Raw genomic sequence first — 13,948 nt, forward strand, 5'->3', positions numbered from 1 at the left:
ACTCAGTGACGCAGAGCACTCGAATACAGGGGGTCTCATTTTGATCCCGCTGCCACGCCCGGCGTGGTCGTGACTGCTCAGACCGGCTGGATACGTTAACGTAGGAGGGTGCTTGTCCTAAGTATCAGCAGCCTCAAAGGCGGAGTCGGTAAGACGTCCGTGACACTCGGTCTTGCCTCGGCCGCATACAACCGGGGAATTCCGACCTTGGTCGTCGACATGGATCCGCAAGCGGACTCCTCGACCGGCCTCGATGTCCCGACGTCGACGCGTGTCGATATCGCCGATGTGCTCGCTGCTCCCAAGTCCCAGAAAATCCTGTCCGAGGCGATCATCCCCTCCGGGTGGGTGGGCGACGAACTCGGACACCTCGACGTAATCTCCGGCTCTCCCCGAGCTGCGGAATTCGATCGACCCTCGCTGTCAGAGAAGTATCTGCGGCGCCTTGAAGACGCACTGAGTCGCGTCGCCAAGGGGTATCGGCTGGTTCTCATCGACTGTCCACCGAGCCTCAACGGGCTCACACGGACCGCGTGGACGGCCAGCAGTCGGGTTGCAGTGGTGACGGAGCCCAGCCTGTTCTCCGTGGCGGCTGCGGATCGCGCTCTCCGGGCAGCAGACGAACTGCGCCAACGAGGAACCTCAGACATCCAACCACTGGGTCTTGTGGTCAACCGCGTGCGCGCGGGTTCGCACGAACATGACTATCGCATCAGCGAGATGCGGGAGATGTTCGGACCCTTGGTGCTCAATCCGCCGTTGGCTGAACGTGCCGTGATGCAGCAGGCCCAAGGTTCGGCCCGTCCCATCCACTCTTGGCCCGGAAAACCGGCAGAGGAAGTGGCAACATCATTCGATTCACTGCTGGAACGCGCTCTCCGCTCGGAGAACATCCGTCCGCGTAAGACCCCGGATCTGTAAGCGTCCAGCGACACGCCCAGTGTCAGCGGACTGGGCTTCCACGCTACATGTCGCATCTTTCGTGACGCGCTGCAGTTGAGATGCGGCGCTTCGCAGTTGAGTTCAAGTTCAGACACATGCTGGCTCGGTTGCGTCCCTCTTGCGCCTTCTCTCGGTTGCCATAGGCCACTGGGTCCACCCGTGTGCGGCTGTTGACTGTGTTGCGATACCGGCTTGCGTAGAGATAGCCCGATGGCTCCCTGCAGGTCCTGGATGCTGTTGATGAATATGAGTGTGGCCCGTCCTCGCGGACGGGCCACACTCATCAATCCCCCATGGTGTCCCGCTCAGGGACTGCCCGGCGTCCGGGCGATAAGCTGTTCAGCCGAGCCTCTGCGCTCTTCGCTGTGCGAGTTCATCCATTTCGACCACGGCGGAATCATCTTCGGGAAGACGTTCGCTCGGCAATTCGGAGAGGCTTCCTTCTACTTCGTTCCAGACACGACCGACGGCGATGCCGAATACGCCCTGTCCGCCCTGCAGGAGATCGACGACCTCATCGGGAGAGGTGCATTCGAAGACGCTGGCTCCATCTGACATCAGGGTGATCTGTGAGAGATCCCGGACTCCGCGCGACCGCAGGTGGTCGACCGCAGTGCGGATCGACTGCAGTCCGACGCCGGTGTCGAGGAGCCGCTTGACTATCTTGAGAACGAGGATGTCTCGGAAGCTGTAGAGCCGCTGACTGCCCGATCCCGTTGCGTTGCGAATCGACGGGGTCACCAGGTCGGTGCGTGCCCAATAGTCGAGTCGGCGATAGCTGATGCCGACGACCTTGCACACGGTCGGACCACGGTAGCCGGCCTCTTCATCGAGGACGGGCAGATCGTCGTCGAACAACAGTCCTTGGGCGGCTGGTGGTATTGGCGTCGGCTCGACGCTTTCATGACTTGAGCGGTTCACACCGACTCCTCCTTATAGTCCCTGGGGGAAGCGAGCTCGCTTTGAAGGGCAGAGAACATAACCATTCTAGCTCTCTTCTCAGCGAACCTACAGTGGGATTCAACATCTCCAAGCTATTCTTCCGGGCCCTTCAGGACAAACACCTCAAGGTAACGATTTGCGCGTGTCGCCGTTATCGCAGTATTCGAACACTTGATCCGCGGTCAGACACAGGGTTCGAAGCCCCGTTGGGAACAGGCTCAGTCGGTCTCAGACTGCGCTTGGTCGTCCTTGGCGCCTGTGGATCCCTGTGGCTTTTCATCCTCGGGCTTCCGGTCCTCTGCCTTCTTGGGTTTGGAGCTGGTGAGGAGCTTGGTTTTGACGGTTGACGCGTATTTGTCGACGTATTCCTGCCCGGATAGCCGCAAGATCTCGTACATGATCTCATCGGTGACGGAGCGCAGAAGGAACCTGTCGGTTGGAAGCCCCTCGTACTTGGAGAAGTCCATGGCGGACCCGAACACTATCCCGACACGTCGAAATTTTGGGATCAGGCGGCCAGGGGGCTGGATTTGGTCGGTGCCGATGATCGCGACGGGAATCACTGGGGCACCGGACTCGAGGACCAGGCGGGCGATTCCAGTGCGGCCGCGGTAGAGCTTGCCGTCCGGTGATCGTGTGCCCTCCGGATAGATGCCCAGAGAGTTCCCTTCCCGCAGAACCTTGAGACCGGATTCCAGAGAGGCCTGCGAACCGGAACCCCCAGCCCTGTCCATCGGCAGCTGATTGTTGAGTTTGAAGAACCAGCGAGTGACGGCACCTTTGAGGCCGCGCCCGGTGAAATAGTCCTTCTTCGCCAGGTAGACGACGGGTCGAGGGGCGAGCAGGGGCACGAAGATCGAATCCATGAAGTGGTTGTGGTTTCCCGCGATGATCGCGGGGCCGTCGGACGGGAGATTGTCCAAACCGCGAACCCAGGGGCGGAAGAGAATCCGCAGAATGGGTCCGGCCACGACTCGTTTGAGAAACCAGTAGAACACGAGCACCCTTCCCTGTCACGACTCTTTGTCGTCCTCGGACATCATATATCGACACCACCATCGCACTTTCATGCCATGCTGAAGCTATGGAGATCGACTACTCACCACAACCGGTGCCGACTGCACCCTACCGGCAGATTGCTCCGGACTCTGCGTCTGCTGTGCTGTTTCTCCATGGGATCACCGGTTCTCCGGCCGCGTGGTTTCCCATCGCTCGGGGGTTGAGCCATCACGGAATCAGCGTCAGCGTGCCGCTGCTTCCCGGACACGGCACTCGATGGCAGGACCTCAATGCCACGACCTGGTCCGACTGGCTCGACGCCGCGAATGCAGAACTTAAGACACTCTCTCGAACTCACTCCCGGGTAGTGGTGGCCGGCTTGTCAATGGGCGGTGCACTGGCATTGGCACTGGGGGCCAGCGACTTGCCTCCCGACGAGCTCGTCCTCGTCAATCCGGCCCTCTACATCGATTCCCCGCTGACACCGATTCTGCCTGTTCTCAAACACGTTGTCGCCTCTGTGCCGGCGATCGGCGGAGACATCGCGCATCCGGACCGCTGTGAATATGCTTACGACCGCACACCTGTGGCCGCCATCGCCTCGTTCGCTTCGGCCCAGAGAACTCTTCGCGAAGACCTCTGGCGGATCGAATGCCCGGTCACACTCTTCGTCTCCGGTCGCGATGGCGTGGTCGGTCCGCGAACCCTCCGGACTTTGCGGTCACGTCTGCCCCAGCGGCCGACGATCCTATCCCTGCGGCGGTCCAAGCATGTAGCCACCCTTGACGTTGACGCGGACATCATCGCCGAGGCGATCCTTGAGAAGGCGACATCCGCCGATCGCGCAACGCCGCGAACCCCCGACGCCGGGGAATAGAGACACCAAGAAGATTGCTGAGAGAAGACATGGACGACGAGGAGAACGAGGACTGGCGCGACGAAGTTCCCGAGTCCGAGCGGCTCGGTGATTCCTCGCGCATCAGTGACAGTCACTGGGAAGATCTCGTCAATCAGATTGCCGAGCCCAGCGCGATGATGGGAGATATGCCTGTCGATGAGGTCAGAGAGAGACTCGAAGAAGAGGGGTGGGAACCCGGGCCGGCTGAGCCGATCGGCTGGCGCACTGCCTCGCCGACTCTGATGCTCTCTGTGATCGCAACGTTCGGCGCTGTCCTGCTGTTGGTTCTCGGCGCGATCTTCTTCCGACCGCTGCCCGGCTGGTTTCTGCTGGTCGGCATCGCTGTCGGCCTCGGTGGTGCGGTCGGACTGTTCTTTCATCTCCCGACGAACCATTCGTCTGACGGGGGCAACGGTGCCTCGGTCTGATCCCGGAGTCGAACCTGGGACCGGTTTCTGTGTCAGGGGAGAGTGAAAGACTGGGGCACATGCCCACCCCATTCGACCGAGCGCCGACAGCTATCGCCTCCAAGCAGCTGTCGTTCGACAGCCTCGGCACTCCACTCCACGAGGTCACATTCGTCATCGTCGACCTGGAGACAACCGGCACAACCGCCGGTAAGTCGGAGATCACGGAGATCGGTGCGGTCAAGACCCGCGGTGGTGAGATCCTCGGAGAATTCCAATCTCTGGTCAAACCTGAGGAATCGGTGATCAGCCCGTTCGTGGCACGTCTGACCGGAATCACTCATGCCATGGTCGATGATGCTCCCTCCATTCGCTCGGTGCTGCCAAGCTTCCTGGAATTCTCCATCGGTGCAGTGTTGGTTGCGCACAACGCTCCCTTCGACATCGGGTTCCTCCGCTCAGCCTGCGAAAAGCTCGACTACCACTGGCCCCAGCCGACTGTCCTCGACACCGTCACCCTGTCTCGACGAGTGGTGAGTCGCGATGAGGTCCGCAACCACAAGCTGTCGACGCTCGCTGCTCACTTCGGAACCGAGGTCTCTCCCGACCACAGGGCACTCTCCGATGCCAAAGCCACGGGAGAGGTGCTGCATAGGGTGCTCGAGCGATTCGGCGGCTATGGCATCACGACTCTCGAAGAACTGGCCACGGTTCGACAGGCCGGGTGGGCGAAGCGCCAGGCCAAATCGCATCTGGCCAAGGGAGTTCCGTCCGCACCGGGCGTCTACATGTTCCTCGATGGAACTCGACGAGTCCTCTACATCGGCAAATCGGGCAACATGGCACGCCGAGTCCGCGGGTACTTCAACGCTTCGGAGAACCGCGGCCGGATGGCTGAGATGATCACAGCAGCCCAGGAAGTCAGCTGCCTGCCGTGCGCGCACGCGCTTGAGGCCGAGGTCAGAGAGATTCGTCTGATCGGAGAGCTCGCCCCGCCGTACAACCGTCGTTCGAAGAACCCTGAACGCAATTCCTGGATCGTACTCAGCGATGAGGCATATCCCCGTCTGTCGGTCGTTCGGTCGAACACAGCATTGGAGAAGTCACCCGCAACGCCCATGGGCCCGTTCCGATCACGTAAGTCAGCCCAGGCGGTGAAGGAGCTTCTCGACACTCTCTACCCGGTCAAACGGTGCACGGCGAAGATCACGCCCGCCAACCTCAGCTCACATCGTCCGTGTGTGAGTTCTCAGGTCGGTCAGTGCGGAGGACCCTGTGCGGGGGTGAGAGACAGACAGGCCTACCTGGCCGACATCACCGGGCTGATCACGGTCATGGACGGGGAATATTCATCGCTGCGCAGTCTGTCGACCCAGCGAATGTCCCGATTGGCCACCGAAGCCAGGTACGAGACAGCCGGCGAGGTGCGCGATGCCATGCGTGCGAGCCTCTCAAACGCAGCACGGGCCGAGTCAGTTCGTGCACTGCGGGACATACCTGAGATCCTCGCGTACACTCCAGGACCGGAGGGCGGACTCGATCTCGCCGTCATTCGACACGGGAAGCTGGCCGCCGCCACACACACCCGTGGCTCGGGAGACGTCGACGAGGCCTTCGCCGCCATCCGCGCGACTGCGGAATGGGTCCCTGCACCAGGGAAACTTCCGGCAACCTCCGACTCTCTGCCGGAAGAGACGCGTCTCCTGTCCCAATGGCTGCAGTCAGCGACCCTGACCTCGATGCAGGGAGCTTGGGCGCTCCCCCGTACCGGGGCGAACTTTCACGCGCAGGAATCAGGGACGGTTCGTCTCGGCGACCCTGTGTGAGACCTCAATCAGCTGCCTAAGCTTCTGTGCACCGAGACCGGCATCGACCGTCTCCTCTGCAATGACCAGCTTCGCCGCCATCCGCTCGGTCAGGCTCCCCACCGCAGACTCATCGGCCGCGACGAGCGCCGCTGCTGTATTGATGAGTACGATGTCGCGTACCGGTGACTTCTCTCCGTTGAGCACCGATCGGGTGATCTCGGCATTCTGTTCAGGGCCGCCACCGCGCAGATCGTTCTTTGTGACACGCTCAAGGCCCAGATCCTGGGCATCGAAGGTCATGTGTTCGACCTCACCGTGACGAATCTCCCACACATCATTGACGTCGGTGTTGCTCAATTCATCCAGCCCATCCCGCGAACGGAACACGAGCGCCTGGTGACCACGCTTGGCCAAGGTTCCGACGACCAAGGGTGCCATCTGAGCATCAGCGACACCGATCGCGGTATGACGAGCGCGGGCCGGATTTGTCAGCGGTCCGAGGATATTAAATGCGGTCGGCACATTGATCTGACGTCGAACTGCCGCCACGAACTGCATCGACGGATGGAAGACGTTGGCAAAGCAGAACGCCAGGCCGACCTCCTTCGCGATGGTCCCAGTCTGTTCCGGCGTGATGTCGAAGCGAACACCGAGAGCCTCGAGCACATCAGCGGAGCCAGAGGCAGAGGAAGTCGCACGGTTGCCATGCTTGACGACACGCTGCCCGCTCGCGGAGATGATCATCGCCGCGGTTGAGGAGATGTTGGCAGTCTTTGCCCGATCGCCACCGGTGCCGACGATGTCGACAGAATCCTCGAGACCCGGCAACTGCACGGCGTGGTCCATCATGGCGGAGACCAAGCCGGCTATTTCGGCAACAGTCTCACCCTTCGTGTGATGTGCCACGAGAAATGCGGCCATTGTCACATCGGGCGTCTGTCCCGACATGATCTGGTCCATTGCCCACGCTGCGGCGGACTCGTCGAGATCCTGCTGGTGCATGAGTGTCATGAGCAGATCGGGCCAGCTGTAGGAGGCGCCCTCGGATGTGGTTCGGAGCCCGGAATCCTGTGTTTCCGGGCCTGTCGTACGCGGTGTCTCCGTCATCCGAATGAGCTCTCCTTAGGAACTTCCACCACCTCTGACTACGAGATGGAACTTACCTGCGGAATCCTATCGTGTCTTCGACACGCGGGGGCAAGGTGATCCCCATACGAGATTCCGGCACCAAATCAAGGTTTTCGCTACACGGTGTAGAAAAATATTCACCGAAAGCTGGGTAAAAGATGAAAACTCACCCCGAGACGAGTAATAATGGGGTTGTGTCAACTGCCACTGCATCTCAAACAGCGCCAGCACATCCGGTTGTCAATCGTCCGAATGTGACCACGGTGGGCTTCATCGTGTTCCTCGCGAGCGACCTGATGTTCTTTGCCGCGCTCTTCGCCATGTACTTCACCATTCGATCCGTCGTACCGGAATTATGGGAGACCCAGACAGAGGTCCTCGACATTCCATACGCGCTCGGCAACACGCTCATTTTGGTGTCGTCTTCATTCACCTGCCAGCTGGGCGTCTTCGCAGCAGAAAGGTTCCGGCCGCGCCGCACAGGCTCTCTGTTCAACATCGCCAAATGGGGAATGGTCGAGTGGTTCTACCTCACCTTCCTTCTGGGTGCGATCTTCGTCTCCGGTCAGGTGATGGAATACGCCACTCTGGTCAGCGAGGGGATCGCCATCAACACAGATGGCTATGGCTCCGTCTTCTACCTGACCACCGGGTTCCACGGTATTCACGTGACCATCGGACTCATCTGCTTCCTGCTTGTGATCGGACGAGCATATGGGGCAAAGAAGTTCGGTCATCATGAGGCCACATTCGCGATTTGCGTGTCCTACTACTGGCACTTCGTCGACGTCGTCTGGGTGGGTCTCTTCGGAGTCATCTACCTCCTCCAGTAGTCGGCTCGAGATGCTAGGCCATTCGGACTCACAACATTCAAAGCAAAGGACGATCACGTGAAGCTTTTAGCAGATCGCCGCAGGCATCCAATGGCACTGGTTGTGCTGCTCTTGGTGGGCCTGCTGATGACTGGCGGAGCCTACGCACTCTTCACTCAGACCTCGAGTGCCAAGGCAGATACTGCCAGCGCATCGGATGTCGACGAAGGCAAGAAGCTCTTCGCCGCGAACTGTGCAACATGCCACGGTCTCAGCGGCGAGGGTTCGAAGGCTGGGCCGGGTCTCATCGGTGTCGGCGCCGCAGCCGTCGACTTCCAGGTCGGAACCGGACGTATGCCGCTGCAGGCCAATGGCCCGCAGGCGCGGACCAAGGAACCTCAGTTCGATGAGGACCAGACTGCTCAGCTTGCCGCCTATGTCGCCTCGCTGGGCCCTGGGCCCGCGGTTCCTGCGGACGAAAACATCGACGCATCCAAGGGCGATCCTGCAGCAGGTGGCGGTCTCTTCCGCACCAACTGCGCCATGTGCCACAACGTGGTCGGCGCCGGCGGTGCTCTCACACGAGGCAAATACGCTCCAAACCTGTCGGATGTCTCCGAGAAGCATCTTTACGAAGCGATGCAGACCGGCCCGCAGAATATGCCAATCTTCAACGACGCGAACCTGACTCCTGACGACAAGCGCGACGTGCTCGCCTATGTCAAAGAGGTCTCAGATACTCCCTCACCGGGTGGCTTCAAGCTGGGCTCCCTGGGACCTGTGGCTGAAGGACTCTTCATCTGGTTCTTCGGACTCAGCGCGGTCATCGGACTGACAGTATGGCTGTCATCCAGGGCAAAGTGAGTCAGTCAATGTCGTTCAGTAACCATCACGAGAAAAGACGGGGAATTCAATGACCTCGAAAGACCACTTCGGCGGCGGCAGCCAGCTCGAGGAGTTGAATGGGTTCACGAACCCGGGGCTGCCGGAACACAAGCCCCGGATCGCTGACCGTGATCCGAAAGCCGCGAAGGTCGCCGAACGCCAGGTGGCGTTGTGGTTTGTCCTGTCCATGGTCGGAACCATCTGGTTCATCGTCGCCTATTTCCTGTTCACCCCTGGCGAGACGATGGCGAGCATTCGACTCCACAACACCTCTATCGGCCTTGGCGCCGCGGTAGCGATGTTCTCCATCGGCTTCGGCGCTGTCCTCTGGGCGAAGAACCTTATGAGCGATCATGAGGGAATCGATGAGCGTCACGACATCGGAGGCAGTGAAGAGGATCAGGCTGTTGCCCTCGAGATCCTGCACCAGGCGAAGGAGGAGTCGGGAATCGCTCGACGTCCCCTCCTGCGCAATACACTCATCGCGGCACTGGCCATCGCTCCCCTGCCTGCAGTTCTTGTCTTCCGCGACCTGGGGCCGCTGCCTGGGGACAAGATGTTCCACACACTCTGGGACAAAGGCGTTCGACTGATCCAGGATCCGGGCGGCATTCCATCGATGGAATCCGAACGCCCAATCAAGGCAGACGACGTCACCATCGGTTCGGCTTATCACGTGCTGCCATCCGGCATCGGCGATGAAGAGAACGCTGAGCACCCGCTGAATGAGAAGGCCAAAGCTGCCGTTCTCCTCATGCGCATCAATCCCAACGAACTCAAAGAGGATCCGGATCGCAAGGGCTGGTCACACGACGGTATCGTCGCGTACTCCAAGATCTGCACCCATGTCGGTTGCCCCGTCGCACTGTATGAGCACCAGACACACCATCTGCTCTGCCCTTGCCACCAGTCGACCTTCGATGTGACCGAACACTGCAAGGTCATCTTCGGCCCGGCCAAACGTCCACTTCCGCAGCTGCCCATCTCGGTCGACAGCGACGGCTACCTGGTCGCACAGTCGGACTTCCCTGAGCCCGTCGGACCTACGTTCTGGGAGATCAATCACCCATGAGTACTACACAACCCACAACCACCATCGGGAAGGCCGCGAACTTCGCCGAAACGCGCGCCGGGGCTTCGGTCCTCGTTCGGGAGTTCGGACGGAAGATCTTTCCTTCCCACTGGTCGTTCATGCTCGGCGAGGTCGCTCTCTACAGCTTCGTCATCGTTATCCTCTCCGGAACGTTCCTGACCTTCTTCTTCACCCCGGCGATGGGTGAGATGCACTACCAAGGTCCCTGGGCGCCGCTGCGCGGAATCGAGATCTCAGAGGCATACAATTCGACCTTGGCGATCTCATTCGAGATACGCGGTGGTCTGTTCATCCGCCAGATGCACCACTGGGGCGCGTTGCTGTTCGTTGCCGCACTCAGCATCCACATGTTGCGAGTGTTCTTTACTGGTGCGTTCCGGCGCCCTCGCGAGCTCAACTGGATCGTCGGTGTGCTCCTGGTCATCATGGGTATGGCAGCAGGTTTCACCGGCTACTCACTTCCCGATGATCTGCTCTCGGGCAACGGTCTGAGGATCATTGACGGAATCGTCAAATCACTGCCCCTAGTCGGAACGTATCTCTCGTTCTTCATCTTCGGCGGCGAGTTCCCCGGCACCGATATCGTCGCTCGGCTCTACTCGCTTCACATTATGATCGTCCCCGCGCTGCTGATCGCTTTGATAGGCATCCACCTGGTGTTCGTCGTCGTGCACAAGCACACGCAGTACCCAGGTGCAGGCAACACCGAGAAGAACGTGGTGGGCGAGCCTGTTCTGCCGACATTCGCGGCCAAGGGCGGAGGATTCTTCTTCCTCATCTTCGGTCTGGTGTCATTGATTTCAGCCTTGTTCACGATCAACCCGATCTGGAACTACGGACCCTACGACCCATCACCAGTGTCTGCAGGCACGCAGCCCGACTGGTACATCGGTTGGGCAGACGGCTTCCTGCGCATCGTTCCAGGCTGGCTCGAGTTCTACATCGCCGGTTGGCCGATCTCATTGAATATCAACAGCGCGGTCGTTGTCATGGGCGGCGTCTTCGGAGCCATGTTCATCTATCCGTTCTTCGAGTCGTGGCTGCTCAAGGACAAGCGTGAACACCACATCCTCGATCGCCCGCGCAACAACCCCACCCGCACTGCCATCGGTGTTGCAGGAATAATCTTCTACTGCAACATGTGGGCCGCAGCCTCGGGCGATATCGTTGCCGTGTTCTTCCAGATGTCACTCAACGACATGATCTACATATTCCGTATCCTCTTCTTCGTTGGGCCGATCATCGGCTACATCATTACGAAGCGGATGTGCATCGGTCTGCAGCGCAAGGATCGCGAGATCGCACTGCACGGACGGGAGACGGCCAACATCATCCGGCTCCCCCATGGCGAGTTCCTTGAGCGTCACGAAGCTCTGCCTCCCCACAAACTGTGGAAGCTGACAGCATTCGAGTCGCCTTCGCACACGCCGGCGGAACCGAATGAGGACGGGAAGATCACCGGACTCGAGAAGTTCCGTGCGAAGCTGTCCAAGTTCTTCTTCGAAGACCGTGTTTCGCCGGTAACGAAGCGGGAGCTCGATGCATCGCATCACGACCATGATTCGGTTGAGTCCAATACCCACAACCAGATCGGTTACTGATATAGCCGGAGTTCACGATTCGCCATCCTAGCGAATCGGACGGCACGAATGAGGGGCCCAGCATTACTGCTGGGCCCCTCATTCGTGCCGTCATCGATCGTGTCCGCACCCGTCACCTTTGATGATTGGGGTGATTTGTCAACGGGTGAGTGAACGACTCAGGTAGTCGCTGCGCGAGAGGCCGAAGGGACGAGACATCGGGCATGTCGTTAGCGCGCGGGGCCGACACCCCAGTGCCGGAACTCTCCAGTTCCAGACTGACACCCTCCCCTGCGGCCTGACTCGTCTGATCAACGCGAGTTGATGGTGTCACAGCCCTTAACGGGCTCATCGTAAAAGAGAGTGTAGGCCGAGGAATTTCAAACGGAGCGAGTAGCTATCCGGATAGACGTCGAGGTCTTCCGATGATGGAAGTTCTCACACTGCCCATCCGAAAGAGCTCGACGTGTCTAAGCCTATATTCTCGATCCCTGACCTCACGACATTCGCCCGCCTCGACACCCTTGACCTGACATGCATCGGCCAACACATCACCGCCCACAAAGCGGTGCTGAAATGCCGACCGAACACGGCCGATGATCGGTGCCGACGATGTGGCGGCCACGGCGACATCCGCGACACCGTCCTGCGCCGCCTGGCCCACGAACCCTTCGGACACAGACCAACGACACTTCATATCCGCCTGCATCGCTACAAGTGCATCGAATGCGGCCACGTGTGGCGCCAGGACCCCACGAACGCGGCACCAATCCGAGCAACAATTTCTCGAGCAGGAGTGAACTGGGCACTGTGTGCCCGCGTCATCGATCAGGACACCGTCTCAGTCATCGCTGACAAGCTCGCGGTGTCCCGGCATACCGCGAATTCCGCGGTTCGGGACTAAGGACAACAGTTTTTAATCAACGATCCCACCCGCTTCGACGGCGTGTCTGTGGTTGGTGTCGATGACTCCCCCGCGCGCTACGCTCTCAAGCGGGAGGTACCCTCTCTGTGTGGCGCCACACTCGCCGGGGAGACAAGTGCGTCACGGTCATCATCGATCTCACCCCGATCAGCCAGGGCACGGGCCCAGCACGCCTACGCGATATGGTGCCGGTCGGTCGAAGCAGGTCCTCAAACCAATGGTTGGCCGCACGACCGAAAGACTGGCGTGATGCACTCGATGACGTTCGCCGCCGCGTCCAGCAGGAGACAACTGGGCATCGTGGACGAGCTGCTGATCCGTTGTATCGGGAAAGGAGGACGCTGCAAACAAGCACGGATCGCCCTTCTCTTCGCTGATGCGAACCTCACCGAGACCGAAGTCACTTGGGCGCTCTACCAAGACATCGTGGCTGCTTACCGGGCCGAGGACAGAAGCGAAGGCAAGAGGCTCTTGCAGGCTGTCATCGATGCTTTGTCGGCGGGTCTGGGTTGGCTGAGTTGAGGCGGTTGGGGAGAACTCCGAAGCGACGTGCACCTGACGCAGTGGCGTTCTTCACCAGGCCCGGGACGTCGAACGGGCCCACCGAATCGATCAATTGCAGGCTCGAAAATCTTCGGGGATCGACCCTGGGGCTTCCACAATCTCACTCATTACATCGCCAGGTGCTTACTCGAATCAGGTGGCTTCCGACCGGTTCTGAACTCTCAATTGCGATGAGTAACTTAACGTAGCTCAACGTGGAGGCACCACAGTGGACCGTCTCACCCACGTCGGCGATGCCCCGTGATCTGTGCACAGAAGTACTGAGAGGATATATCCCACGGCCACCAACAGCTGTGTGGGGCAACGATCTGACGGTGGCCCAAACCGGCGATGAGGATAGCTGCCGCCTGGTGGACAGTAACTCCAGCCCAATTGTTGTAGACCAACGGCTCCAGCCACGGCGGTCCCGCTCATGCGCTGATAGTCCGAGAGACGAACAGGCGATTCCCGATTCGACCCCTCGCAGCAAGGCTCATGGTGAGGATGAAGGGTAGAAGCTATGGCCACCGGTGACTCGGTTCCGTGAGTTTCACGAAGGAGAGTCTGACGGACAGACACCACTTCAATAGCGAGCGACCCGGAAGTCCTCCGCCGGTTGATGACAGGCCCCTCGCGTAAAGCTGCTCAAAGAGGCATAAAGGCGGCTATGAGGGCCCTCTGCCTTGTCCCTGAGTCCAAAAACGACCGTTGACGTCGGGCGCGTATGCTAAGCCGCGGCGATTAGGACTGTCAGCGATCCTGCGCGGGCATGTTCGCGGAATGCGGGCGGAGGCGGAAGCGGGTGCTGGCAGGCAGATATCTACCCGGCGCCCAGGTTGGTGGTGTGCTGTCCTTACCCAAGTCGCGAGGAACCTCGGACAGCTGTGGACTGAGAGCTGAGGAAGGCCGTGGCCCGGGCACACAAGCGCCTTAGGGCGCCGCACGGAGTTGCACCCTGCATCGTTCGCCAACGACCTGCCACGAAC

The 13,948-nt window shown here is 60.0% G+C and carries 11 protein-coding genes and 1 pseudogene; 9 read left to right on the plus strand and 3 right to left on the minus strand.

What is annotated here, in order from left to right; all coding sequences use genetic code 11:
• Positions 1-108: 108 nt before the first annotated feature.
• A complete protein-coding gene (locus BANT918_RS01840; protein WP_101618708.1) occupies positions 109-921 on the plus strand; it encodes a ParA family protein in 813 nt (270 codons plus the stop codon).
• A gap of 360 nt (positions 922-1,281) precedes the next feature.
• On the opposite strand, the gene BANT918_RS01845 is transcribed toward BANT918_RS01840, so the two are convergent.
• Positions 1,282-1,863: a MerR family transcriptional regulator gene (locus tag BANT918_RS01845; RefSeq protein ID WP_101618709.1), complete on the minus strand. Its 582-nt coding sequence runs from the start codon at positions 1,861-1,863 to the stop codon at positions 1,282-1,284.
• Positions 1,864-2,102: 239 nt separating this feature from the next.
• Positions 2,103-2,882, minus strand: a complete 780-nt coding sequence (locus BANT918_RS01850) for a lysophospholipid acyltransferase family protein (RefSeq protein ID WP_101618837.1) — start codon at positions 2,880-2,882, stop codon at positions 2,103-2,105.
• 86 nt (positions 2,883-2,968) lie between these two features.
• On the opposite strand from BANT918_RS01850, the gene BANT918_RS01855 reads away from it, so the two are divergent.
• The 3 genes from BANT918_RS01855 to BANT918_RS01865 are packed head-to-tail and all read left to right on the plus strand — an operon-like array spanning position 2,969 to position 6,014.
• The gene (locus tag BANT918_RS01855) at positions 2,969-3,760 is read left to right on the plus strand and encodes an alpha/beta hydrolase (RefSeq protein WP_101618710.1); all 792 of its coding nucleotides are present in this window, start codon (positions 2,969-2,971) and stop codon (positions 3,758-3,760) included.
• A gap of 29 nt (positions 3,761-3,789) precedes the next feature.
• The gene (locus BANT918_RS01860) at positions 3,790-4,209 is read left to right on the plus strand and encodes a hypothetical protein (protein ID WP_101618711.1); all 420 of its coding nucleotides are present in this window, start codon (positions 3,790-3,792) and stop codon (positions 4,207-4,209) included.
• A gap of 59 nt (positions 4,210-4,268) precedes the next feature.
• Positions 4,269-6,014, plus strand: a complete 1,746-nt coding sequence (locus tag BANT918_RS01865; RefSeq protein WP_101618712.1) for a DEDD exonuclease domain-containing protein — start codon at positions 4,269-4,271, stop codon at positions 6,012-6,014.
• Here the strand turns inward: BANT918_RS01865 and trpD are convergent.
• The gene (gene trpD / locus BANT918_RS01870) at positions 5,982-7,103 is read right to left on the minus strand and encodes an anthranilate phosphoribosyltransferase (protein WP_101618713.1); all 1,122 of its coding nucleotides are present in this window, start codon (positions 7,101-7,103) and stop codon (positions 5,982-5,984) included. The genes BANT918_RS01865 and trpD overlap by 33 nt on opposite strands.
• Positions 7,104-7,387: 284 nt before the next feature.
• On the opposite strand from trpD, the gene BANT918_RS01875 reads away from it, so the two are divergent.
• The 5 genes and pseudogenes from BANT918_RS01875 to BANT918_RS01895 all read left to right on the plus strand — a co-directional run bounded on the left by BANT918_RS01875 (position 7,388) and on the right by BANT918_RS01895 (position 13,157).
• Positions 7,388-7,957, plus strand: coding sequence for a cytochrome c oxidase subunit 3 (locus BANT918_RS01875; RefSeq protein ID WP_101618714.1), 570 nt, complete (start codon positions 7,388-7,390; stop codon positions 7,955-7,957).
• A gap of 57 nt (positions 7,958-8,014) precedes the next feature.
• Positions 8,015-8,800 (plus strand): c-type cytochrome, encoded by a 786-nt coding sequence (locus tag BANT918_RS01880; protein ID WP_101618715.1) that lies wholly within the window; start codon positions 8,015-8,017, stop codon positions 8,798-8,800.
• 49 nt (positions 8,801-8,849) lie between these two features.
• Entirely contained in the window at positions 8,850-9,893 is a 1,044-nt protein-coding gene (locus BANT918_RS01885; RefSeq protein WP_101618716.1) for a ubiquinol-cytochrome c reductase iron-sulfur subunit, read from the plus strand.
• The gene (locus BANT918_RS01890; protein ID WP_101618717.1) at positions 9,890-11,515 is read left to right on the plus strand and encodes a cytochrome b; all 1,626 of its coding nucleotides are present in this window, start codon (positions 9,890-9,892) and stop codon (positions 11,513-11,515) included. The genes BANT918_RS01885 and BANT918_RS01890 overlap by 4 nt, the downstream gene beginning before the upstream one ends.
• Positions 11,516-11,960: 445 nt before the next feature.
• Positions 11,961-13,157, plus strand: a pseudogene (locus BANT918_RS01895) (transposase).
• Positions 13,158-13,948: the final 791 nt, after the last annotated feature.

The organism is Brevibacterium antiquum CNRZ 918, assembly GCF_900169145.1.
GTDB lineage: Bacteria > Actinomycetota > Actinomycetes > Actinomycetales > Brevibacteriaceae > Brevibacterium > Brevibacterium koreense.